20 protein-coding genes and 1 pseudogene are annotated in these 23640 nt (G+C 71.5%); 11 read left to right on the top strand and 10 right to left on the bottom strand.

The window, feature by feature from the left end; translation table 11 throughout:
- Positions 1 to 246: 246 nt before the first annotated feature.
- A complete protein-coding gene (locus tag ACFVUH_RS16110; protein ID WP_355367976.1) occupies positions 247 to 444 on the top strand; it encodes a hypothetical protein in 198 nt (65 codons plus the stop codon).
- Positions 445 to 560: 116 nt separating this feature from the next.
- On the top strand, positions 561 to 1655 hold the full coding sequence (locus tag ACFVUH_RS16105; RefSeq protein WP_387913774.1) for a hypothetical protein: 1095 nt from the start codon (positions 561 to 563) through the stop codon (positions 1653 to 1655).
- A gap of 27 nt (positions 1656 to 1682) precedes the next feature.
- Here ACFVUH_RS16105 and ACFVUH_RS16100 read toward each other — a convergent pair whose 3' ends face one another.
- Positions 1683 to 2468, bottom strand: coding sequence for an N-acetyltransferase (locus ACFVUH_RS16100; protein WP_387913772.1), 786 nt, complete (start codon positions 2466 to 2468; stop codon positions 1683 to 1685).
- 26 nt (positions 2469 to 2494) lie between these two features.
- A complete protein-coding gene (locus ACFVUH_RS16095) occupies positions 2495 to 3322 on the bottom strand; it encodes a class I SAM-dependent methyltransferase (RefSeq protein ID WP_387913771.1) in 828 nt (275 codons plus the stop codon).
- A gap of 258 nt (positions 3323 to 3580) precedes the next feature.
- On the opposite strand from ACFVUH_RS16095, the gene ACFVUH_RS16090 reads away from it, so the two are divergent.
- Positions 3581 to 5059 (top strand): N,N-dimethylformamidase beta subunit family domain-containing protein, encoded by a 1479-nt coding sequence (locus ACFVUH_RS16090; protein WP_387913769.1) that lies wholly within the window; start codon positions 3581 to 3583, stop codon positions 5057 to 5059.
- Here the strand turns inward: ACFVUH_RS16090 and ACFVUH_RS16085 are convergent.
- Together ACFVUH_RS16085 and ACFVUH_RS16080 are read right to left on the bottom strand one after the other, a co-directional pair.
- The gene (locus tag ACFVUH_RS16085) at positions 5010 to 5750 is read right to left on the bottom strand and encodes an HAD family hydrolase (protein WP_387913768.1); all 741 of its coding nucleotides are present in this window, start codon (positions 5748 to 5750) and stop codon (positions 5010 to 5012) included. The two genes, ACFVUH_RS16090 and ACFVUH_RS16085, sit on opposite strands and share 50 nt — an antisense overlap.
- A gap of 28 nt (positions 5751 to 5778) precedes the next feature.
- Positions 5779 to 6954, bottom strand: a complete 1176-nt coding sequence (locus tag ACFVUH_RS16080) for a serine/threonine protein kinase (RefSeq protein ID WP_387913766.1) — start codon at positions 6952 to 6954, stop codon at positions 5779 to 5781.
- Between the two features lie 193 nt (positions 6955 to 7147).
- On the opposite strand from ACFVUH_RS16080, the gene ACFVUH_RS16075 reads away from it, so the two are divergent.
- The 4 genes from ACFVUH_RS16075 (at position 7148) to ACFVUH_RS16060 (ending at position 11336) form a co-directional block, all read left to right on the top strand.
- Complete coding sequence (locus ACFVUH_RS16075; RefSeq protein WP_387913765.1) at positions 7148 to 8437, top strand: extracellular solute-binding protein; 1290 nt, start codon at positions 7148 to 7150, stop codon at positions 8435 to 8437.
- Positions 8427 to 9344 (top strand): sugar ABC transporter permease, encoded by a 918-nt coding sequence (locus ACFVUH_RS16070; protein ID WP_355368000.1) that lies wholly within the window; start codon positions 8427 to 8429, stop codon positions 9342 to 9344. The genes ACFVUH_RS16075 and ACFVUH_RS16070 overlap by 11 nt, the downstream gene beginning before the upstream one ends.
- Positions 9341 to 10165 carry a carbohydrate ABC transporter permease gene (locus ACFVUH_RS16065; protein ID WP_355368003.1) on the top strand — a complete coding sequence of 275 codons (825 nt, stop codon included), beginning with the start codon at positions 9341 to 9343 and terminating at the stop codon, positions 10163 to 10165. Before ACFVUH_RS16070 ends, ACFVUH_RS16065 begins: the two co-directional genes overlap by 4 nt.
- A gap of 73 nt (positions 10166 to 10238) precedes the next feature.
- The gene (locus ACFVUH_RS16060; protein ID WP_387913763.1) at positions 10239 to 11336 is read left to right on the top strand and encodes a radical SAM protein; all 1098 of its coding nucleotides are present in this window, start codon (positions 10239 to 10241) and stop codon (positions 11334 to 11336) included.
- 8 nt (positions 11337 to 11344) lie between these two features.
- Here the strand turns inward: ACFVUH_RS16060 and ACFVUH_RS16055 are convergent, their stop codons facing one another.
- The 3 genes from ACFVUH_RS16055 to ACFVUH_RS16045 are packed head-to-tail and all read right to left on the bottom strand — an operon-like array spanning position 11345 to position 13973.
- Positions 11345 to 12340, bottom strand: a complete 996-nt coding sequence (locus tag ACFVUH_RS16055) for a galactokinase (protein ID WP_387913761.1) — start codon at positions 12338 to 12340, stop codon at positions 11345 to 11347.
- Positions 12337 to 12831, bottom strand: a complete 495-nt coding sequence (locus ACFVUH_RS16050) for an NUDIX domain-containing protein (protein ID WP_355368012.1) — start codon at positions 12829 to 12831, stop codon at positions 12337 to 12339. Before ACFVUH_RS16050 ends, ACFVUH_RS16055 begins: the two co-directional genes overlap by 4 nt.
- A 59-nt stretch (positions 12832 to 12890) precedes the next feature.
- A complete protein-coding gene (locus tag ACFVUH_RS16045) occupies positions 12891 to 13973 on the bottom strand; it encodes an NAD-dependent epimerase/dehydratase family protein (protein ID WP_387913759.1) in 1083 nt (360 codons plus the stop codon).
- A 248-nt stretch (positions 13974 to 14221) separates the two neighbouring features.
- On the opposite strand from ACFVUH_RS16045, the gene ACFVUH_RS16040 reads away from it, so the two are divergent.
- Positions 14222 to 15919: an NAD-dependent epimerase/dehydratase family protein gene (locus ACFVUH_RS16040; protein ID WP_387913757.1), complete on the top strand. Its 1698-nt coding sequence runs from the start codon at positions 14222 to 14224 to the stop codon at positions 15917 to 15919.
- A gap of 1246 nt (positions 15920 to 17165) precedes the next feature.
- Here ACFVUH_RS16040 and ACFVUH_RS16035 read toward each other — a convergent pair.
- Both ACFVUH_RS16035 and ACFVUH_RS16030 read right to left on the bottom strand, forming a co-directional pair.
- Positions 17166 to 18230: a 2,3-butanediol dehydrogenase gene (locus tag ACFVUH_RS16035; RefSeq protein WP_387913755.1), complete on the bottom strand. Its 1065-nt coding sequence runs from the start codon at positions 18228 to 18230 to the stop codon at positions 17166 to 17168.
- Positions 18231 to 18697: 467 nt separating this feature from the next.
- Entirely contained in the window at positions 18698 to 19501 is an 804-nt protein-coding gene (locus ACFVUH_RS16030; protein WP_387913753.1) for a GntR family transcriptional regulator, read from the bottom strand.
- A gap of 238 nt (positions 19502 to 19739) precedes the next feature.
- On the opposite strand from ACFVUH_RS16030, the gene ACFVUH_RS16025 reads away from it, so the two are divergent.
- The 3 genes from ACFVUH_RS16025 to ACFVUH_RS16015 all read left to right on the top strand — a co-directional run bounded on the left by ACFVUH_RS16025 (position 19740) and on the right by ACFVUH_RS16015 (position 23219).
- Complete coding sequence (locus ACFVUH_RS16025; RefSeq protein ID WP_387913751.1) at positions 19740 to 20924, top strand: GDSL-type esterase/lipase family protein; 1185 nt, start codon at positions 19740 to 19742, stop codon at positions 20922 to 20924.
- A gap of 630 nt (positions 20925 to 21554) precedes the next feature.
- Complete coding sequence (locus ACFVUH_RS16020) at positions 21555 to 21719, top strand: hypothetical protein (RefSeq protein ID WP_387913750.1); 165 nt, start codon at positions 21555 to 21557, stop codon at positions 21717 to 21719.
- Between the two features lie 237 nt (positions 21720 to 21956).
- Positions 21957 to 23219 carry a S8 family peptidase gene (locus tag ACFVUH_RS16015; RefSeq protein ID WP_387913748.1) on the top strand — a complete coding sequence of 421 codons (1263 nt, stop codon included), beginning with the start codon at positions 21957 to 21959 and terminating at the stop codon, positions 23217 to 23219.
- Positions 23220 to 23386: 167 nt separating this feature from the next.
- Here the strand turns inward: ACFVUH_RS16015 and ACFVUH_RS16010 are convergent.
- A pseudogene (locus ACFVUH_RS16010) lies at positions 23387 to 23551 on the bottom strand (pirin family protein); the annotation flags it as partial.
- Positions 23552 to 23640 lie beyond the last annotated feature (89 nt).

The raw sequence follows: 23640 nt of genomic DNA, 5'->3' as shown, positions 1-23640 counted from the left end.
GCGATGTGCCCAGGGGCCGGAGCGCCAGGGAAATATTGGTCTACTCCAATTCTGTCCGGAATACGTCGTCACAACGGGCGCCGGTGTGCCGTTCACTGTTGCACCCGAGCAGCCGGGTCCACTGGCCGCACGACTGGTCACTGTGGAGGCGGAATGCGAAGGGCCGTGCGCTGTCTGATCGTTGGGGTTGCAGCCGGAGTCGGTGCCGGGGTGCTGGCGGCCGTGCACCTCGGTGGACGGCTCCCCTTGCTGCCCGCCCTGTGTGTGGACGGGTTCGTCGTGGTCGGGTGGCTCTCGCTCGCCGCGCTGCTCCTCCCGCGACGACGGCCCCCGATCGTCGCGGTGGACGAGGCCGTGGGGCGGCCGTTCCTCTCCGACCTGCCCCACCCGACGGAGAACGAGCCCCGCGCCATGGCGCCCTGGAGAGGACGCCACTGGCCCTGAGCTTGGGGTTGGGAACCGGCCGAGATCACTGCGCGCCCTTTCGGCGGCGGGGCGGCTCCTGTCACGATGACACGAGACCCCAGAGACGAGGGAGAGCCAAGGTGTCGACGGTGCGCGTGAGTTCAGCGGTCATGACCCACCCGGTACGCCTGGTCCAGGCCCGCGAACTGGCCGAGCGGCTCGGGCTGGACGGCCTGGCGCTCGACCCGGAGCCGGACGGTCCGCCCTCGGCCATGCGGACGGCCATGGTCGCCTGGGCGGCGGCGGACTCCGCGGCGAGCCACCACCTCGTCGTCCAGGACGACGTGTCCGCCCCGGAGAACCTGGTGGCGCTCGTGGGCCGCGCGGCCGGCCGGTTCCCCGACGAGGCCCTGGTGTATTACACCAACTGGCACGCGCGCAACGGCGGAGCCTCCCGGCTCGCCGCGCTCGCCGGCGCCGCCTGGGTACGGGCCGTGCCCGACGAGTTCACGCCGTCGCTCGCGGTCTGTCTGCCGCTCGGCACCGCGGACGACTTCCGCGCGTTCGCCGCCGGCAGCGACGAGCGCCACGACGACGAGCTCTTCTCCGTCTTCTTCCGCGCCCGCGGCCGGATGAGCCTGATCGCGGTGCCCAACGTGGTGGAGCACATCGGCACCAGCAGCATCAACGGCCATGCCACGCAGGGGATCCGGCTCGCCGTCTGCCCCACCGACGCCGCCGACGCCGAGCCGCTGCTGGCGCGCGGCCGGGTCCTGGAGGAGCCGGGGTGGATCCCGTACATGCGCTACGGCGAGGGCTACATCCGGCTCGTGGGCCAGGAGAACGGCCCGGACGGCGGGCGCGGCCACCACCGTTGGCTCGACGCCCTGCCGATGACCGGCCTCACCGAGCGCGCGGTGCGCGAGGCGGTGGCCGAGGGCATGCCGGCGGACCTGGCGACGCAGGTGGCCGAGCGGTTCGGCCCGGCATTCGCCGAGGAGCTGTGGATCCACTGCCTGCTGCTCGGCCGGCAGGCGGCCGAAGCCGCCCGCCGGCTGGGCGACCCCGGCAGCCCCGGCGAGGTACCGCCGGACGTCCTCGCCCGGCTGCGGGACGCGGCGGTGTCCACCGCCGGTCCCGCCGGGCTGCCGCCCGAGCGCCGCCCGGAGGCCGGTCCGGACGAGGTGCGTCTGATGTCCGCCTTCGCCTGGACCGCCGTCAGGGCCGGGGAGCAGTGGTCTCCGGCGTGAGGCCTCGGACGTGAGCTCCCCGACGGCCTACGCGGAGGCCCCCGCAGCCGCCTCCGCGGCGGCCTCCGAGGTGACTGGGTGGGTGATCCACACCGCGGGCTCCCAGTACGAGCCGAGGTCCTGCTCGCGCTCGATCCGCAGGGTGGCGAGTCCGCTCGGGAACACGTAGTCGCCGTCCTCCGGGTAGTCGATGCCGGTCCAGCGCTCCCATTCGGCCACCGTGCCGGTGATCCGCGAGGAGCGCTCCGAGGCCCCGGCGATCGCGCCGCCGGCCTTCACCTGGGTGCGGATCCAGGGGTCGAACGGGGCGCCGTCCGCGCGCCGCCAGGTCGCGTACCGCTCGATCGGCACCAGCGGGTAGCGGTCCTTCCAGGTGGGCCGCACCGGCACCAGCACCGTCTCCAGGCCGGCCCGCCGCGCCACCTGGCGCATCCCGTCCAGCAGCACGCTGGAGAAGCCCCTGCGCTGGTAGTCCTCCGCGACCTCGATGCCCAGCGCGACCAGGGCGCCGGCCGGCCGGTCCGCCGCACGGTCGGCGAACGCCCGGGCGATGGAGTCGTCCAGTCCGGGGCCGAGGTCGGCGGCCGTGCCGTCCCAGGTCCGCGGCAGCGAGCGTCCGGCGCCCGCCACCACCTCGCGCTCGTCGTCGTACAGGACGAACTGGTAGTCGGCGAAGTCCTCGAACAGCCGGTCCCAGTAGCCGTCGTTGACGTCGCCGTGCAGGTTGTACTCGGGCACGATGCCGGCGAACCGTTCCGGCATGCGGTCCCACAGCTCGGGCTTCTCCGCGTGGGTCACCACGATCAGGGCCATCGGTCCGTCCTCCTCTTCCTGTTCTCCTAGGCGGGGACTTCGACGTCCCAGACGATGACGATCGGCAGCCCGTCCCAGGCCGCGCGGGCGGCGTCGGCGATGAACTCCTCGTAACCCCCGGGCGCGAGACGGCCGTTGAACAGCGGCTCGTGAAGGGCCCGGACCCGCAGCCCGGCTCCGGTGAACGCCTCCAGGTACCGCCCGGGCAGGTGCACGTGATTGCGGACGAACGCGAGCTGCTCGGAGCCGTGCACGAAGACGCACTGCCCCTGGAGGGCGATGACGAACGGGTGCAGGTCCGAGACGATGATCCGCCCGCCCGGACGGACCACCCTGGCCAGCTCCGCCACGCCCGCCGCCAGGTCCGGCAGATGGGTCATGGCCAGCGAACAGACGGCGAGGTCGACCGAGTCGTCCTCCAGCGGCAGGCTCTCCAGCCGCCCGACCCGGAACTCGGCCTGCGGGGCGCGCTCGCGGGCCTTGGCCAGCATCTCGGGCGACTGGTCCACGCCGATGGTGCGGTGCCCGCGGGCGACCAGGGCGCCGGTCTGCCGCCCGGTGCCGCAGGCGGCGTCCAGGGCGACGCCGGTGGGAAGGGTGTCGAGGATCCCGTGCAGCACGGGCTCCTCGACCTCGATGTACGAGTTGGGGAGCGAGTCGTAGACCGCCGACCAGGAGGCGTAGCCCTCGGCCAGGCCGAGTTCGCTGACGCCGGTGCCTCCTTCCGGCAGCTCCCCGTCGTCCGACACGAAGCGCCGGATGTCCTCGACGCGCGCCTTGAGGAACTCCTCCTCCCCGTCCATGGCGTGGCGCAGCAGCGCCAGGCCCTGGATTCCCAGGACGAGCTCCCTCACGCGAAATTCATTGCTCATGCGAATGCCTCGTTCTTGCCCGGAGGTGACGGATTTGCGGTAGCCGGTCGGCCTCGGCTGAATTCCGACTACCCGGCCCGGCGGTAGAGGATTCTCCCGATCCGGTTCGCTGTCCGAAAGGAGGCCCTGAATGACCGGTTCCACAGCACCGTTGCCCGGAATTCCCGGGACCCCCTACGATGGCGGGCCGAAGCGGCCGGGCACCTATTCACCGGCCGTTCGCCCTACCTGGGAGGCGGAATGATCGAGGGATATCTCGGCCGGGAAAGCGTCACCGCCGGGGAACAGCTGACCGTCCACGTCTCCACCGACGCCGCCGGGTTCCGGCTGAGGTTCTACCGGCTGGGAACGGAGCCGGTCCTGGTGGCGGAGAGCGGCCGGCACCCCGGGTCGCTGCACCTGCCGCCGCCGCACCCCGACGGCGTGCCCGGCCGGGCCTCGCCCGCCGAGGCCTGGGGCTGGCCGCCGCTCACCGTGCCCGTGCCGGAGGACTGGACGCCCGGCATGCACCTGGTCCAGTTCGTCGAGGACGGCGAGCACGACGAGGACGGACAGGACCGCGAGGACCCGCCACTGCTCGACGCCGCGAGCATCGAGGGCCCGGACCGCGAGTTCTTCGTCGTGCGGCCCCGGCGGCCCGGCAGCCGGTCCCGCATCCTCTACAAGAAGTCGACCTTCACCCGGCACGCCTACAACCGCGCCGACCGGCCGGGCGAGGACCGCGGCGCCAGCCTCTACGACCACCCCGTGTACCTGCCGGACGGCGATCCGCGCGGCCACCGGGTGAGCCTGCACCGGCCCGGCGGAATCATCGACCTCGCCTACTGGGACGCCCCTTTCATCGCCTGGCTGGAGCGCAACGGCTACCCGGTCGAATTCTGCACGGATCTCGATCTGCACGAGGATCCGGAGCTGCTTTCCTCGTACGATCTACTGCTCAGCGTCGGCCATGACGAATACTGGAGCGAGGAGATGCGGGGCCACGCCGAACAATTCGTCCGGGACGGCGGGAACATCGCCTTCCTCAGTGCCAACACCTGCTGGTGGCGCATTCGTCCGACCGACCGGAACACCGCCTTCGCCTCGGACACCGACCACCACGTGGGGGACGCGTACCCGCACCTTCCGGCGACCGACCAGTGGTGGCCGGCGGCGCCCGACGGTGTGGGCCGCCCCGAGAACTCCCTCACCGGGGTGAGCTTCCGCAACGGCGGCATGTGGGCGAGCGCCGAGGGGTGGCCCGGGGACCGTCCGCGCGAGGGCTACACCGTGCAGCACGCCGACCACTGGGTCTTCGCCGGCACCGGACTGCGCGACGGCTCCGACGGCGGTGAGCCCGACCGGCTCGGCGCGGGCACCACGCTGATCGGGTACGAGTGCGACGGCGCCGCCTACACCCGGGACGACCGCGGCGTCGCCCGCGCGAGCGGCGAGGACGGCACTCCCACCTCCTTCCTCATCCTCGGCATCCACGTCCTCGAACCCGTGCACGAGGACTTCCACGACTTCAAGTGGGGCCACTGGAACGGACCGGCCCGGGAGCCGGGTGTCACCAGCCCCCGGGCCGCGACCATGGGCGTCTTCACCGCCGGCGGCACCGTGTTCTCCGCGGGTACCACCGACTGGCCCGTGGTCTGCGGGAAGGACCAGGACGCCGCGGTCGCCCGGGTCACCCGCAATCTGCTGGACCGGCTGCGGCACCGCTCGCCACGAGCGTGAGCAGTTCCCCCAGCCCGCGGATCCGGGTCGCCCCGTCCACCAGGGGCGGCTCGGATCCGAGCACCGCGGGGTCCGGCCGGGACAGGTGGACGGAGCGCATCCCGGCCGTGAGCGGGCCGAGCACGTCCGGTGCCCACATGTCGCCGACGAACAGCACGTGCTCGGGCCGCAGTCGGCACCGCTCCAGCAGCGTCCGGTAGATCAGCGGGTGCGGCTTGCGCGCGCCCGCCCGGGCGGAGCCGACCACGACGTCGACCGACCCGTCCAGGCCGACCTCCCGCAGGCAGTCCTCCAGGTTCCAGAACCAGTTGGAGCAGATGCCGAGCAGCAGGCCGCGGGCGCGGAGCTCTCCGAGGACGGGGAGGGTGTCCTCGAAGAGCTCCAGCCGGACGGCCTTCATGGCCCGGTCGATCTCCTCGACCAGCCCCTCCAGCGCACCGTCCGGCACCCCGCAGTCCCGGGCCCTGCGCCGAAGCCGCCCCAACTCCCAACGGTGGTAGTCGAGTTCACTGGCGGAGTGGGCCGCGTGCTGCTCGCCCTCGGCGGGGCCCACCGTCCACTGGTCGCCCCAGCGGGCGCCCTGGGCGGACAGGCCCCGGCGGTCGAAGATCGCGCGGTGGTCGGGCGGCAGCGGCTCGACCATCCGCGCCAGCGTCCCGTAGAAGTCGAAGACGACGGCACGGATCTCCACCGGCCCCGCGGTCGGCACGGGCCCGGCCTCAGTAACGGCCGTGCCGGCGCGGGAAGTAGTCCTGCAGCTCGCCCTCGCGCTCGATGTCGACGGTCGCGCAGTGCAGCCCGCCGCCGAACGGCCCGACCGCCCGGAACGGCACCGGGACGATGTCGAAGCCGTAGGAGGACAGCTGCTCCGAGAGCCGGACCTCCTTCTCCTCGATGCACAGGGTGTTCTCGTCGAGGTTCAGCATGTTGCCGGCGAGCCACGGGCTGCAGAACGACAGCTTCGGCGGGTGGTCCCAGCTCGCGGGCTGCACCGCCTCGATGATCTCCCAGTCGTTGAGCCGGAAGAACTCCATCAGCTCGGCGTCCGCGAGCCGCTCGCCGCAGTGCAGCACGAGCCCGGGGCGCAGCGGCACCCAGGTCGCGTCGATGTGCAGCGGGTGGGTGTTGGTGGAGGTGACCACGTGCACCCGGTGGTCGGGGAAGTGGCGCTTGAGCCACTGGTAGCCGCTGCGGTTGGTGACGAAGGACAGCTGGACGAAGAGGTCCTTGCCGAAGCGGGCGACGTCGGCGGCGTCGAACAGCGGCTCGGCCTCGGTCAGCACCAGGTCGTAGTCGCGGACCCGGGCCAGCTGCTCCTCGGTCGGCAGGTCGTTGTAGGTGTCCCAGAACTTGGTGTTGTAGGAGGCGTCGGTGAGCCGCGGCTTCGGTGCGGCCTCCCAGCGCATGTTCTGGTCGGAGTCGAACAGGTTCTGCAGCAGGGGCCGGTAGGCCAGGTACTCGTGCCAGCGGCTGCGGTAGGACATGGTCGCTTCCAGGACCTCGTTGCCCACGGTCAGCAGCAGGTCGCGGGGCGGCATGCAGCCGAACATGGAGTCCTGCGTCCACTCGGGCGTGCTGACCTGCTGGTTGAAGTCGACGGGGGTGGGGCGGTCCACCCGGATGCCGCGCCGGCGCAGCATCTCGGCGAAGTTGTCCAGCTGCTCCTCGGCCTCGGCGACCATGTCCTCGGGCATCGGGCCGAAGGTGCCCAGCGGGAAGCCGTCCTCGGGGTAGTCGCGGCGCACCGCGTGCTCGGGGGCCTGGACCACGGTGCCCTCGGCCCGTCCCACGACCACGTGGCGCAGCGGGTCCCAGCCGTTCCAGGCGTTGACCCGGATCGGTCGGGCGGAGGTGTCGGGGGTCTGCTCGGTCGAAGAAGTCGTCTGCTCGGTCACGTTACAAGCCCTTCGTATCGGGATCACGTGGGTGCAGAGGCCTAACCTGCGGGTACCGCCCGGGAGGAGTCAAGTGTTGATCTCTCTGCGGGACACTGAACGTCATCTTCCGGCCGAATGTCTAAACCTCTGCGACTCTGGGCGATCAGACGGGTAATCAGAAGAGCACCCCCATAGCGAACTTGGAGACCTCATGGCCATTCGCATGTCCTACCGCCCCCTTGTCCTCACGTTTCTCCTGTCCCTCGCCGCCACCGGCTGTACCTCCAGTAGCGGGGACGGAGGCGACGCGGGCGGCAAACTGACGGTGTGGCTGGCCGTGGACGCGCAGGAGAGTTGGCCGCAATTGGTCCAGTCCACCAACGACCGGTTCACCCAGGCCCACCCCGGGGTCAAGGTCGACGTCCAGTACCAGCAGTGGACGACCAAGAACCAGAAGCTGGACGCCGTCCTCGCCGGGAAGAACGTCCCGGACGTGGTCGAGATGGGCAACAGCGAGACCACCAACTACATCGTGAACGGCGCCTTCGCCGCGGTGGACCCGGCGAAGTACGACCAGTCGGCCAACTGGCTGCCGGCCCTCGCCGACGCCTGCCGCGCCGACGGCAAGACGTACTGCGTGCCGTACTACGTCGGGGCCCGGGTCGGCATCTACCGCACCGACCAGTTCGCCCGCGCCGGTGTCGCCGACGCCCCGAAGACCTACCCCGAGCTGCTCTCCGCGCTCGACAAGCTGAAGGCCACCCTGGGCCCCGAGGACCCCAACTACTCGGCGCTCTACATGCCCGGCCGCTACTGGTACGCCGCCATGGCGTTCGTGAAGGACGCGGGCGGCGAGATCGCCGTGAAGGAGGGCGACAAGTGGAAGAGCACGCTGGGCTCGCCGGGCTCGGTGGCCGGTCTCACCGAGTGGAAGCGGCTGATCGACACCTACTACGTCGGTGACCGCGCCAAGGACAACTCCGACCAGCCGGCCGTGGTCGGCCAGGGCCGGGTGGGCGTCTTCTACGGCAACACCTGGGAGTCCGCCATGGCCACCGACGAGCGCTCCGGCGGGGACCCGAAGCTGAAGGACAAGTTCGGCACCTTCCCCTTCCCCGGCCCGTCCGGCAAGCTCCTGCCGCCGTTCCTCGGCGGCTCCACCCTGGCGGTGCCGGCCAAGTCGAGCCGCAAGGAGCTGGCCTCCGACTGGATCAGGATGTTCACCGACACGCAGTCGCAGAAGGCCCTGATCGCGGTGGACACCCTGCCCAACAACACCGTCCAGCTGGCCGAGGTGGCGGCCGGCGGCATCAACGGCCCGGCCGCCCAGGCCGCGGCCACCGGGGGCTGGATGACGCCGTTCGCGCCCGGCTGGACGTCGGTGGAGAAGTCCAACATCCTGCCCGAGATGCTCGAGCGCATCGCCAACAACAAGGCGTCCGTGCAGGACGCCGCCCGCGAGGCCGACCAGCGGATCAACGAAGTGATCAATGAGCGCTGACCGGGGCCGGCAGCAGCGGCGTCGGCCACTGCTGCCGTACCTGCTGATCGCCCCCACCGTCCTGGCGCTCGTCCTGGTCCTCGGCTACCCGCTGGTGGACATGGTCCTGCTCTCCTTCCAGGACATGACCCGGGAACAGCTCTTCAGCGGCGCCGCACCGCCGTGGGCCGGGCTCGACCAGTTCGGCAAGATCCTCGGGGACGGCTTCTTCTGGAAGGTCGTGGGCCGCACGGTGCTCTTCACCGCCGTGACCGTCGTGCTCACCGTGGTCTGCGGGCTGTTCACGGCGCAGCTCATGCACCGGGTCTCCCCCTGGGTGCGCGCCGTCATCGCCGGAGTGCTGGTCACCGTGTGGGCGATGCCCGCGATGGTCGCGGCGTCGATCTTCCGCTGGCTGTTCGACACCGACTACGGCGTCACGAACTGGGTGCTGTCCAATCTGCCGGGGGTCGACATGACCCACCACAACTGGTTCACCAACCCCTGGCAGGGGTTCACGGTCATCGTCGCCGTCGTGGTGTGGGGCTCGCTCCCGTTCGCCGCGATCACCCTGCGAGCTGCGCTCTCGCAGGTACCGCCCGAACTGGAGGAGTCCGCGATCCTGGACGGCGCCCGGCCGTTCCAGGTCTTCCGGCACGTCACCCTCCCGGTGATCAGACCGGTCCTGCTCATGGTCACCACGCTGAACGCGATCTGGAACTTCGGTGTCTTCAACCAGATCTGGCTCATGCGCGGCGGCCAGCCCGAGCGGGAGTACTACCTGCTGGGCGTCTACTCCTTCATCGAGTCCTTCGCGGTGAACCGGTACAGCACCGGCGCCGCGATCGCCCTCGTGACCGTCGTCCTGCTGCTCGCCGGCTCGGTCGTCTACCTGCGTCAGATGCTCAGGACGGGAGAGCTCGATTGAGGCGCCAACGCTCGCTCGGCCACGACCTCCTCGGGCTGCTCGTCGCCGCGGTGATCGGCTTCCCCATCTACTGGATGGTGCTCACCGCGTTCCGGCCGGCCTCGGAGATCCTGAGCCTGCCGCCGAAGTTCTGGCCGAGTTCGCCCACCTGGGACAACTTCGCACGGGCCCTGGGCTCGGAGACCTTCTGGGCCAACGTCCGCTCCAGCGTCCTCATCGGCCTCGGCACCGTCGTGGTGTCGCTGATCGTCGGGACGCTCGCCGCGTTCGCCCTCGCCCGCTTCCGCTTCACGGGCCGCAAGACCTTCGTCGTGGTGATCCTCATCGTCCAGATGGTGCCGCTGACGGCCCTGATCATCCCGCTGTACCTGCTGCTGAACGACGCCGGGCTGACCGACAGCCTGACCGGGGTGATCCTCACCTACCTGGTGTTCACCCTGCCGTTCACGGTATGGATGCTGCGTGGATTCATCGACGGGGTGCCCGTGGAGCTGGAGGAGGCGGCCATGGTCGACGGCTGCGGCCGTCTCGGCGCCTTCCGCCGGGTGGTGCTGCCACTGCTCGCCCCCGGCATCGTCGCCACCTCGGTCTTCGCGCTCGTCCAGGCCTGGAACGAATACGTCCTCGTCTACATCCTGTTGTCCACCCCTGAGAAGCAGACCGTCAGCATCTGGCTGGTCTCCTTCACGACCAGCCGCGGGACCGACTACGGCGGACTGATGGCGGGAGCCACGCTCACCGCCCTGCCCGTCGTGGTCTTCTTCCTCATCATCCAGCGCAGGATCGCCTCCGGCCTCGCCGCCGGGGCGATCAAGGGGTGATCAAGGGGTGATCCCGCGCACCGAACACCCGACTCTCCCGGTCGCACCCCGTTCACGCCCACAGGAGGACTCCGTGACGCACGACCGTCTCGATCTCGTCTCCAAGCTCTACCAGCCGTCCGGCTGGCCCCGTGTGCTGCAGGTGGCCGAAGGGGCCGCGTCGGACGCCCCGCTCGTCGTGGACCTCGACCCGACCACCTTCTGCGACCTGGCCTGCCCCGAGTGCATCAGCGGAAAGCTGCTCAACCAGGGCCGCTTCACCCCCGAGCGGCTGGCCGCGCTCGCGGAGGAACTGGTCTCCATGTCCGTCCGGGCCGTGGTGCTCATCGGGGGCGGCGAACCGCTCGCCCACCGCGGCACCCGTCAGGTCCTGCGCGTCCTCGGCGAGGCCGGCCTGGCCGTCGGGGTCGTCACCAACGGCACCATGATCGACAAGAACCTCGACGAACTCGCCGCCTACGCCTCCTGGGTCCGCGTCTCCATGGACGCCGGGACCTCCGGCACGTACGGCCTGTTCCGTCCCGACCGCAAGGGCCGCAGCGTCTTCGACAAGGTCGTCGCCAACATGCGGCTGCTCGCCGGGGCGAAGACCGGCGCGCTCGGCTACTCCTTCCTCGTCATGACCCGCCAGGAGCCGGACGGCCGGGTCGTCAGCAACCACACGGAGGTGCTGCAGGCGGCCGAACTCGCCCACGACATCGGCTGCGACTACTTCGAGACCAAGGCGATGTTCGACGAGGAGCACCACGTCATCCAGGTCTCCGAGGACATCCTCGACTCGGTCGACCGCCAGCTCGCCGAGGCCGCCCGGCTGGAGAGCGACACCTTCCAGCTCATCAACTCCTCCACGCTCACCTCGCTGCGCCGGCACACCGGGCCGGTCCAGCCCAAGGAGTACCACCGCTGCAAGGTGGCCGAGCTGCGCACCCTGATCACCCCGTCCGGGGTGTACATCTGCTCCTACCACCGGGGCAACCCGCTGGCCCGGATCGGCGACGCCGTCACCGACAGCCTGCCCGACATCTGGAAGACCTCGGACCGCGGCATCGTGGACCCGAGCCGGGACTGCCGCTTCCACTGCGCCCGGCACCGCTCCAACCTGGAGCTCGACCTGATAGCGGAAGGAACGGGCGCAGTCCCCCCGGGAGAGGACTACGACCCGTTCCTGTGACCTGACCGTCAGCCTGCGCTGACGCCGACCCGGTTCCCCGCCCGGGCACTCCGGCTCCCCGGAGCCGCCCGGGCGGGGATCACGCGTGCCAGGGGGAACGGAGCGCGCAGCGCGTCGGCCAGCCGCGCCACCACCCCCGGCGTGTCGGCCGCGGGGCAGACGCCGACCAGCGATCCGCCGCCGCCGGCCCCGCTGAGCTTCAACGGCAGGCCGGCGGCGCGCAGCGCCAGCGTCCGCAGCTCCTCCAGCACCGGGGTCGACATGCCCTGGAAGTCGCGCATCGCGTCGTGCGCCCGGGTCATCGCCTCCCCCAGCGCCTCGTGGTCGCGCCGGCGCAGCGCCGCCCACGCGGCCCCCGACGCCCGGTCGGCCTCGGTCCGGTACGCCGCGAGCGCCGGATCACCGGCCGCCAGCTGCGCCCGCACCGTGCGGATGTGGTCGGCGGTGTTCTTCCGGGTCCCGGAATCCACCACGACCACCCGCCAGTCCTCCGGGAACTCCAGCCGTTCCCGGACCACCGGCAGACCGCGCTCCCGGCCGTCGATCAGCAGCGCACCGCCCTCGGCGACGGCCAGGTGGTCCATGCCGCCGCCGTTGAAGCGGGCGAACTCGAACTCGTACGCCCACTGGACGAGCAGGGCGTCCGGCACCGGCTCGCCGCCCGGCACCGCGGCCGCCCGGGCGAACGCCCGGAACAGCGCCACGATCAGTGCCGTGGACGAGGACAGCCCGCTCGCCGAGGGCGCCTCACTGCTGACGCGCACGGCCGGCGCAGGGCCATGCACCTCAGGGAGCCGCTCGTGCAGGAACGTCCACACCTGCGCCGACCAGTCGCTCTCGGCCGGCTGCGGCGCGCCGGACGGTTCGCCGGGCACCACCTCGACGGTGGTCGGCAGGTCGAGGGCGAGGCTGACCGAGCGGCCGTCGCCCAGCCAGTCCAGGTCCTCCCCCGACAGACACGCCCGGCACGGCACCGCGACGCGGATCGCTTCTTCCTCGCTCACCTTGCCCGGAACCTCCCGTCCGTGAGAAACGCCCGGTACATCTCCAGTACGACCCGCGTGGGCGGATGCAGCGGCGCCGGCAGGTCGTCCAGCGGCCGGAACTCCGCCCGGCGCACCTCGTCCGCCCCCGGGGACAGCTCCCCCGACCAGCGCGTCGCCGCGAAGCACAGCGCGAAGCAGTGGTTGACGTCCCCGTTCGGGTAGGTCACGGTGTGCAGGGCCGGATCGGACAGCGAGCCGAAGGCGACCAGGTCCTCCTTCGCGACCCGCAGCCCGGTCTCCTCCGCCACCTCGCGGACGGCGGCCTCGGCGAAGCCCCCGTCCTCCTCGCAGGCACCCGCGGGAAGCTCCCAGACACCGTTGTCCGCCCGCTGCTGGAAGAGACCCCGGCCCGCCGCGTCGATCAGCAGGACCTGGGCCCCCGGAACCAACAGGGTCCGGCCACCCACCTTCTGACGCAGCGACCAGACGTACGACCCGACATAGCCCATGCTCGCACCACCCCCTCCGACGTCCGCCCGACGTCGGGCGGCCACGGGGGCACAGACTGTCACGCGCCGTCCTCGGCGAGCCAGCGCGGCACGGCCTCGGGCGTCTTCTCCAGCCACCGCACATAGCGGTCGACGCCCTCCGCGACATCGACCCGGGCCTGCCAGCGCAGCAGCTCCCGGCTCCGCTCGGTGGAGGCGAAGCCCCCGAGCGGGTCGCCCTCGGGGCGCGGGGTGACGATCCGCTGCGCCTGCGGGAAGTACGGTATCAGCAGGTCCGCGACGTCCCGGACCGCCGTCGGGCGCCCGGTCCCCACGTTGACCGTCCGGCCCGCCATCCCCTCCTCGACGAGCGCGAGCGCCGTCGCCTCGGCCACGTCCTGGACGTGGATCATGTCGCGCACCTGGACGCCGCCGCCGTTCAGACGCATCGGGCGGCCGAGCTTGGCCTGCAGGGACAGCCAGGGGACCATCCAGGAGTGGCTGCCCGGCTTCGGGATCTGCGGGTCGCCGTAGACGGAGAAGTAGCGCACGATCGCGTACTCGGTACCCGCCGACGCCCCGAGCATCAGCCGGGTCTGGTGCTCCGCCCACAGCTTGCCGTTGGCGTACACCGACAGCGGGAACAGCGCCTGGTCCTCGTGGAACATGTGCGGGCCGGGCGAGTCGGTGGGGCCGTCGCCGTACACCGACGCGGAGGAGACCAGCACCAGGCGGCGCACACCGGTGCGGGCCAGCTCCTCCAGGATGACCTGGGTACCCTGCACATTGGCCCGGAAGGCGACGTCGGGGTTCCGGGTGCAGGCGGCCACGTCGGCGTAGGCGGCGGCGTGGACCACGAAGTCGGCGTCCCGGAGCAGGCCGGCGACCAGCTCGCGGTCGCAGACGTCACCGACGACGAGCTCGGCCCCGGTCCTCTCGACCCCGAATATGGTGTGGCCGTCCTCGGGGTAGGCGTCCATCCGGTCCAGGACGACGACCTGGGCACCGGCCCGGCACAACAGGGACGTGAGGTGGCTGCCGACCAGGCCGCCGCCTCCCGTCACGACGATGCGAGCATCGCGGAGCTTCTCCAACCGGGACTCGACGCTCTCACCGTCGTCGCTTCCGGCCTCGTTCAACGGCGCGTGCGATTCAGCGGACATAGGGGGTTCCCTCCGTGAAGACGGCGAACTCTCGATTACTCGCTCAAGCACAGCCACATGCTTCACTCGGAAGGTGGCGTGCCAGTCCAGCATCCTTGGGACACCAACCGTGACGCCAGTGCGAATTCGGCACTCTTGCCAGCCTCCGGCTCTATCCGTACTGTCCGGAATCGATGGCACCCGCAGTAGCCGATAGCGACACGAGTGCCACCAAGTCCCCCACACCCCACCAGAAAGAGGGAAACCACGTGACGCGCCATCAGCTCAGCGCGGTGGTCATGACCCACCCCAAGCGCCGGCGGGCCGCCGAGCAGATGGCCCTGACCGCGCCTCCGGGCGCACTGCGCGTCGTCATGGACCCGGACCCGACCGGCACCCCGTCGGTGCTGCGCACGGCCCTCGCGGCCTGGGACTCCATCGAGGACGGCGCCACCCATCAACTCGTGGTCCAGGACGACATGCTGTTGTCCGAATCGTTCTTCGAGCGGGTCGACCTGGCCATCGAGGCGATGCCGGACGCGGCGCTGGCGCTCTTCGCCCTCTGGGACTCGCGCAACGGTGCCGCGGTCCGCTTCGGCGCCATGGCCGGTGCCCGCTGGGTCGGCGCGGTCAACGAGTACTTCCCGTGCGTCGCGATCGTACTGCCCCGGGCCGTCGCCGAAGGCTTCGTGCACTACGGCCGCGCGCGCCTCGGCGGCTGGCCCGACGACATCCTGATGCACCGTTACCTGACCGACCTCGGCGTCCCCCGCTACGTCTCCGTGCCCAACCTCGCCGAGCACCAGGACCAGGGCTCGATCTCGGGCAACGCCTTCCGCGGCCCGCGCCGCTCGGTCTGCTTCCTGCCCGACGACCGCCCCGGCGACGAGGGGCAGCGGCTGACCGGCCTGAGGGTCCTGCCGTTCTTCAAGTACGGCGTCGCGCGCTGCGCGGTACGGGTCGCCGGGCCCGGCCCCGAGCGCTGGCTGCACATGGACGGCGAGCAGTACCTGCGCGGCCTGGAACTGCCCGGCTCGCTGTTCACGCCGCCCGGGCCGGAGTCCGACGCACCCGACGTCCGGGGCACCTGGCTCACCGCCCTCGCCATGGGCCACGAGGCCGCCCGCCTCGGCCTGGACCCCGACGGCTCCGCACCGATGGTGCGCGCCGACGTGTACGCCGAGGCGATCGCCACGACCGGGCCGGGCGGCATCAGCAACACCAGCACCGAGGAGCGGATCGCCGAACGCCGCGAGGTCCTGGCGGCCGTGGCGCAGCGGGCGCTGGCCGCCGGCCACGAGTTCGCCGACCGGCCGGGCACCCGTCGCTCCCGGCGGCCCGGCGGCCTCACCGTCCGCGGCGGCGCCTCACCGCTCGGCGAGCACCTCGTGCGCAGGATCACCGACCTGGCCGACCTCGCCGACCCGGCCGGGGACGGCCTGCCGGACGCCACCCTCGACCTGAGCGGCCTGCGCGAGGGCGCCCCGGCGCAGGAGTTGACGGTCCGCCTGCCCGGCGACCCGCGCCCGTACACCCTCGCCGTGGGCGAGGTCTACGGCCCCGGCTGCTCCCGCGACACCCTCATCGGCCGCATGGTGTGGGACGCCCTGCGCAGCCACCCGGTGACCGTCCACGGCGATCCCGACAGCGAGCTGCACCCCGTCTACGTGGACGACCTGGCCGACGCCGTCCTGTCGGTGCTCCGCTCCCGCCCGGCCACCCGCGCCTTCACCGTCGCGGCCGAGAAGCCCACCACCCTCGCCGAGCTGGCGAACGCCGTGCACGCGGCCGTCCGCCCGGTGCCGGTGCAGACCGACCCCTCGTCCCACGACCTCACCGTCCCCCCACGGGAGTTCACGGACGGCCTGCGCCCGCCCGGCTGGGCGCCGGCAACCGACCCGGCCAAGGGGCTGCACGCCTTCTCCCAGTGGCTGGCGTACGAGGGAACCCTGCTCACCGTCGTCTGACCCCACCGGCCCCCGCCGCCGCACGCCCGGCCGAGGCCCATCGCCTCGGCCGGGCCGCTGCCGCAGTCCTCTTCCAGCCGCGCGGCCAGCGGCGTCGAGCCCCGATCCGGGAGAGCGGGCGGCCGGCGGCCGGCGCGACCGGCTATCAGGCGGGGAAGCTGCCGCCCATGCTCCACATGACGGACCACGAACCGCCCTTGTCCAGGTGGTTCTCGTAGACGTGACCGGCAGCGGCGCGGCGATGCTCTCGTTCACGGGCGCGTTGGTCTCGATGCCCGGGGCCATCGCTTCGCCGGCCCGCTCCAGGGCCGCCGCGTACCAGGCGGCGAGCCGGACCACGGCCGCGTCGAGACTCTCGGCCGTCTCCTCCTCGCCGGCCCGCTCGGCGGCGAACTCGCCGACCAGGTCGTGGAGGCGGTAGCGCAACGGCTCCGGGCTCTGCACCAGTTGGTAGTCCACGAGGAGTTCCAGCAGGCGACCCGTCGTGCTCGCCGTACGCCCCACCACCGCCGATGCGGAGTCGATCCCGAAGACGACGCCCGGCCACAGCCCCAGCAGGCGGAACGCCCGCGCGGCATCCCGCTCCAGCGGTGCGACGCCGTCCCGCAGGGCCAGGTAGCTCGACGACAGCGAGGCCCGCACGCCGAGATCGCCCACCGCCAGCTCCTCCAGCCGTCGACCGCCCTCGAGCGCCACAGGGCCGGCGCCGCGGACGACTCCTGGTGGACGGTGTTCCAGTCGCCGATCGGCCATGCGCCGCGTGCCCGGTCGAGGTGGTGCTCGAACACCCGGTAGTCCAGTTCGTCGTCGGCGACCGCGAGTCGGTATCCCAGCGGTGTGGCCGACAGCCTCGTGCCGGTGCCGTCGGACAGGACCTTGCGCAGCCGCGCCGCCAGGTTGTGCAGGGCGGCGGAGCCGGAGGCCGGTGGGTCATCGTGCCACAGGGCGTCCTGGAGGCGGTCGGTGGTGACCGCCTGGTTCGGGTGCAGCAGCACCACCAGCAGTGAGCGAAGCCTGGCACCACGAACAGCACGCTCCTGCATGCCTTCCTGGCCGCTCAGTTCGCCAAGGACCCGGAACCGCATCTTCCCCTGGAAGGGGATCTTCGCCTCATAGTAGGGCTGGGCGGGTGATGCGGGCCGGTCGCGCTGGACCGTCCGCGGGAGGGCCGCCGTTCCCGTGCGAGGCAAGGGGTGGCGGCCCTCCCGCGTCGACGGCCCGGGGGCCGTCACGGGTGGCGGACGGTTCAGAGGCGGGGGTCCACCAGGATCTTCACGGCCGTCTCGTTGTGGTGGATGAGGGTCTCGAAGCCTTCGCTGACGAGATCGTCCAGCCCGATGGTCCTGGTGATGAACGGCGCCAGGTCGATACGCCCCTCCTGCACGAGCTTGATGGTCTGCGGGTGGGAGTTGACGTAGGCGATCGTGCCGCGCAGGTCGACCTCCTTGAGGACCAGCTTCTGCATGTCGAGCGACGCCGGCTTGCCCCAGATCGAGATGACGGTGATGACGCCGCCCGGCTTGACGGCGTCGAACAGCGTGTCGAGGACGGCGTTGACGGACGTGGCCTCGAACGCGACGTCCGCGCCCCTGCCACCGGTGAGGCGCCGGACCTCCTCCGCGACGTCGGTGACGGCGGGGTCGATGACGTGGTCGGCGACCTTGGCGTCCAGCGCCTTCTGCCGGCGCAGCGAGCTGAGCTCGGAGACCGCGACCTCGACGCCCATCGCCTTGAGCACCGCGCAGGTCAGCAGCCCGATGGGGCCGGCGCCGCCCACGAGGGCGAAGTCGCCCGCCTTGGCACCCGAGCGCTGGAAGGCGTGGTACCCCACCGACAGCGGCTCGATGAGGGCCGCCTGGTCCAGCGGGACGTCGCCGACCGGGTGAACCCAGCGGCGCTCGACGACGACCTTCTCGGCGAGCCCCCCGCCACGACCGCCCAGCCCGATGAAGTTCATGTCGGGCGAGAGGTGGTAGACCGGATTGTTCTCACTGGTGTCGACATCGGGGCGCAGGATGTAGGGCTCGACGACGACGCGGTCGCCCGGCTTCAGGTCCTCGACGCCCTCGCCCACCGCGTAGACGACGCCGGACATCTCGTGACCGAGGGTCACGGGGGCGGACTCGCCGGAGACCGGGTGCGGGTGGCCGGCCGGCGGTACGAAGATCGGCCCGTCGAGGTACTCGTGCAGGTCGGTGCCGCAGATCCCGCAGTAGGCGACGTCGATGCCGACCGTGCCCGGGCCGACCGTGGGCTCCGGAGTGTCTTCGATGCGGATGTCACCGCGGTCGTAGTAGCGCGCAGCCTTCATTTGAACTGTCCTCTTCACCTGTTGTGCTCACGGCCCGCGTCGGGTCGTACCGTGCAGTGAGGCCTGCGCCTCACCAGGCGGATTTAAGTTGACCCTTAAACATTACCTCCGGCGCCGCGCACCGGCGCGGCGACACGCCCGGCACCGCTCGAAACCGGCGCGGACCTGCCGTCCTGCGACTGGGCCGGCCCCCCAAGCACGTGCGCGAGCGTCGAAACCGCGCTGCGGGCCGCCGGCGTCGGCCGACGCGCACGGTGGGCCGTTCCGATCCGGTCGGCGCGGCCGGAGCCGGCATGGCGCGCACCCCACGCGGGCAGGTACCGCTTGAACGCCGTCGACCCGTTCAAGCGGCGCCCGGCCGCCCTCCGTCACGCCGCGCCCGACCGAAGCCCTGCCGAAAGGCAGCAAGGAGCGCCGACGGACGACACCGGACGGCGGAGCCGGTCGGCGCTGATCAGGCGGACGGCTCAGCCCCCCGCGTCCGCGCCGTCCGGATCCTCGCCCTCCCGGGGCCACGTGCGGTAGCGCAGAACGTAGCTGGCGTTCTCGCCGTAGATCCGCCGGCGCACGTAGAGCACGGGCTGCCCGTCCGGGGCGCAGTTGACCCCCTCGCGCACGAGCAGCGGGCTGCCCGCCCCGATGCCGAGCCGCCGCGCGTCGGCGATGTCGGCGGCGATCGCGCTGAACGACCGCCAGTCGTACACGAGATCGATGCCGATCGCCTCGGCCACCGCCACCGTCGTGTTGCGGGACTCCGTCGATTCCGCGAACCCCGCAGGCAGCAGTCGGGTGGCCACCCAGTAGCTGCTCACGGCCCAGGGCCGGCCGGAGGCCGTGATCAGGGTGTCGAGGCGGGTCAACGCACCGGTGGGCAACCGCAGGTGCTCGGCCGCGTGCCGGTCGGGCGCCAGGTCCGGGCCGGCCGTCACCTCCACGGTCCGTTCCTCCGTGCCCTGCAGATCGCGCACGGGCAGGGGCGTGCTCCGGCCGTCGACGTCGAGGCGGGCACTGTTCGGGTTGACGTCGATCGTGGCCCGCACGACCGGTCGGCGCACGAAGGTGCCGACCCCGCGCCGGATCTCGATCGCGCCTGCGCGTTCGAGCTCGGCCATCGCCTGGCGGACCGTCAGTCGATTGGCGCCGAAGTGTGCGGCCAGCTCCGGTTCACTCGGCAGCCGGGAGCCCGCGGGGTACTGACCGGTGTCGATGCACTCCTGGAGCTCATGGGCGAACTGGAGGTACAGCGGACCGCTGCTTCGTGGTATCGGCACGTGGCGAATCCTACGGATCCGGCGCCGGCGGCCGGCCCCCGGTGCGCGATCCGTGAAGTTCTCCCGTCGTTCATCCGGGGGCCGCTCGACGAGGGATAGCATCTGCGCCATCTAGACATCTAGATGCCTGGCCGGAGCCCTGCGGGACCTGCACAGCCGCCTGGTGAAGGGCCCCGCCCCCGGCACCCCCATCGAATGAATCGCCACATCACGACAACCCGACGGGCAGGCCGACACCATGGACCACCAGCACGATCCGCGCACCCGGATCACCACGCCCATCACCGCCGACCTGCTGCGCGGGGCCCTCGACCTGGAGCGGACCGAGCGCGGCCTGCTGCCGCACCGGCTTCCCGCCTGGGCCCGCGCCCAGTGCGCGGACCCGCAACTGGCCAGGGTGGAGTCGCAGCCCGCCGGTGTGCGGCTGGCCTTCCGGACCCGGGCCACCGCCCTCGAACTGGACACCGTCCCCACCAAGACCGTCTACGCGGGCTTCCCCGCGCGACCCGACGGCGTCTACGACCTGCTCGTCGACGGCCGGCTCGCCGGCCGGGCGAGCGTGGCCGGCGGCGACACGCTGACCGTCGACATCGCCACCCGGACCGCCGAGCACCGTCCCGGCCCCATCGGCACCCTCCGCTTCGACGGCCTGCCCGACCGGCTCAAGGACGTCGAGATCTGGCTGCCGTACAACGAGACCACCGAACTCGTCGCGCTGCGGACCGACGCCCCCGTCGAGCCCGCGCCGGACCGGGGCCGCAAGGTGTGGCTGCACCACGGAAGTTCCATCAGCCACGGCTCCGACGCCGCGAGCCCCACCACCACCTGGGCCGCCCTCGCCGCCGCCCTCGGCGACGTGGAGCTGATCAACCTGGGCCTGGGCGGCAGCGCCCTGCTCGACCCCTTCACCGCCCGCACCCTGCGGGACACCCCCGCCGACCTGATCAGCATCAAGATCGGCATCAACGTGGTCAACCAGGACCTGATGCGCCTGCGCGCCTTCGTCCCCGCCGTCCACGGCTTCCTCGACACCATCCGCGAGGGACATCCCGGCACCCCGCTGCTGGTCGTCTCGCCCATCCTGTGCCCCGTGGTCGAGGACACGCCCGGCCCCAGCGCCCTCGACCTCACCGCTCTCAGTGTCGGACAGATCCGCTTCCGCGCGACGGGCGACCCTGCGGAGCGCGCGAGCGGCAAGCTGACGCTGGGCATCATCCGCGACGAGCTGGCCCGCATCGTCGAACAGCGCGCCGCCGACGACCCGAACCTCCACTACCTCGACGGCCGCAACCTCTACGGCGAGGCCGACGCCACCGCCCTCCCGCTGCCCGACCAGCTCCACCCGGACGCCGCCACCCACCAGCACATCGCCCAGCGTTTCGCCGCCCTCGTCTTCACCGCCCCGGGCCCCTTCGCCCCGTAGCCGACGGAACGCGGCGAGTCGGAGCGCCCATGAAGGGTTCTCCGGCCCGAGTGCCGCGTCCGCCCTGACCACCTGACCGCTCCGTCAACCGGGCCGGTGCCCCGCGCGATGAAGCCGAGCAGCCTGGCCGCGTTACGAACGGCCGCCTTCGCGTCGACAGGGACTGGATCGGCCCCAGCGGAGAGAAGACCGGGGTCCGGCTGAACAATGCCAAGTACCGGCACGGATCCCTGTCCCCCTCCATCGCGCCCGACTCGATGACCTGGGCGTGGTCTGGGACACCAGGGACGCCGAATGGGAGCAGCTCGTCCAGGACCTGACCGGCTACAAGGCCGAGAACGGTGACCTCCTGGTCCCGGCCACCTACGTCACCCCCGTCGGCGAAGGTGCTGATCCCCGCCACACGCGCAGCCGTCAGGTCGCTGGTTCAGCCGGAGAACCGGGTGCCATCGAGGGTGAGTGTTCGGGCGAAGGACAGGTAGCGCGTGCCGGTGCGCCGTTCACGGGGCCATCCAGCTCTCCGACTTCACTCTTTCGAACGACGCGGGTGGCGGATTCACCCATGATGTCCGCTTCAAAGGCAGGATCGCGTACTGACCAAAGGAGTTCCACCGGAACCAGGAGTACGCCATGTCCTACCTTGCCATCAACAGCACGGGTGAAGATGAGAACAGCGACGACGAGGCATCCGCCGACACGGCGGAGGAAGTACGGAGCCTGGTCCGCGATGTGGCTCAGCGGGACGACGTTCCCCAGGATCTGAGGCAGCGCGCCCAGGCGCTCACGGGGCGGTAGGGGCCGGGCTGCCCCTCCACCGCTGTCGTAGCGGTCCTGGCGCACCATGGCTCCAGGACCGCAGGACCTCTCCTACCTGGAGATCGGGCCTGCCCGGCGAGTGCCGCGTCTCTTCAGGACGCCGCCCCCGCAAACGGGCGCCTTGGCTGTTTCCCCGCCGTCCGGCAGCTCCGGGTGTTCATCGTGCGGGATCGCTCGGGTCACTATCAGTTCCTGCTCTTGTGTGAGGGAGTGAAGATGCGCGTGAGCGCCCGCCGGGTAGCGGCAGTTCTCTCGCTGACGGTGCCGTTGATCGGCAGTGCCGGTGATGTGAGTGCCACGACGAGGCCGAGCGAGCGTCCGGTTACGGTGACGGAATCCGTGGCTGAAGTGCCGGGTGAGTACATCGTCACGGTGAACCCCGCATTCTCTCCGGAAGCGGTCCTGCGCGAACTCGGCGTCCGGCCCCTGTTCACCTACGGCACGGCGCTGCGCGGCTTTGCCGCCCCGCTCACCGCGCTCCAGTTGCGGATGGCGCGCAGCCTGCCCGCCGTCGATGCGATCGAGGAGAACGCCCGGTTCGGCGTCGGTGCTCCTTCCCCGCAACCTCGGACGGTGGAGGACGCCAGGACCGGTTCCGTGCGGGACGGGCGAGCGCGGAGTACCGGAAGCGCGGACGCGTCCAGGGCGGCTGTTGAGGCGGCGAGCTGGGGCCTGGACCGGATCGATCAGCGACATCTTCCGCTCGACGGGCTCTTCACGGTCGCCGGGACCGGCAAGGGCGTCACAGCGTACATCGTCGACACCGGCATCGAAACCGGAAACGAGGAGTTCGAAGGCCGGGCCGCCGTGGGGTTCGACGCTGTGGATGACGGTCACAGCGGCCAGGACTGTCACTCTCACGGCACCCATGTGGCCGGCACCGTCGGCGGCAGGACCTACGGGGTGGCCCGCTCGGTGTCCCTGGTCGCCGTCCGGGTGCTCGACTGCCAGGGAGAGGGTTCCACCGCGACCTCCCTCGCGGGCCTGGACTGGATCGCCGCCCACGCCCGGCAGCCGGCGGTACTGAACGCCTCCCTCGGCGGACCGGCGTCCGACGCGCTCGACGCGGCCGTGAACACGGTGGCGGACCGGGGCGTACTGCCCGTCATCTCGGCCGGAAACGACGCCCAGAACGCCTGCGAGGTCTCTCCCGCCCGCGCGCGCAGTGCCCTCACCGTCGGCGCGGTCAACAAGCAGGACCGGCAGGCCAGCTTCAGCAACTACGGTCCCTGCCTATCGCTGTACGCGCCCGGCGTCGCCATCGTCTCCGCCAAACTCGGCGGTGGAGCCAGCACGCTCAACGGCACCTCCATGGCGGCGCCCCATGTCGCCGGAGCCGCCGCCCTCGTCAAACAGCGGGATCCACAGGCCACGTCCCAGGACGTCCTTGACAGGCTCGTCGCCGACTCCACGAAGGATGTCCTCACCCGCCTCGGCCCCGACTCGCCCAACCGCCTCCTCTACACAGGCGGCCTGTAACCAGACTTGTTCGCGCAGTCGCGCCGGAGACGTTCGAAGAACCGCTTCCGGACCGGGCGGGCCTCGGCGAAGACGTGCCAGGACGACAGGACCCGTCCCAGAATCGCCGCCAGGACTGACTTGACGTCAGGAAAGGCAGGGCGCCGCCCCTGCGACATCTCCGCAGGTCAGCGCACCCGTCCGCGCGCCTTCAGGGGGATGTCGGGGAGCGCCGGGGCCCGCAGTCGGGCGCCGGCGTAGCCGTGGACGTTGCCGAAGCGGGTGCCGGTTTCCCAGTCGGTGCGGGCCTGGGTGATCTCTTCGCCGGTGCGGCCGATGAAGTTCCACCACATACCACGGCTCTGCCGTTTCGTCCCAGGTCAGGGACTTGATCGACCATCCGGGGTCAGCAAGGGTCAGCAAGACGCCGGGAGTCGACACC

Source organism: Kitasatospora sp. NPDC058032, assembly GCF_042885845.1.
Taxonomy (GTDB): domain Bacteria; phylum Actinomycetota; class Actinomycetes; order Streptomycetales; family Streptomycetaceae; genus Kitasatospora.
Note: the sequence above shows the minus strand (reverse complement) of the source record. Positions and strands in the feature narration are given on the sequence as shown.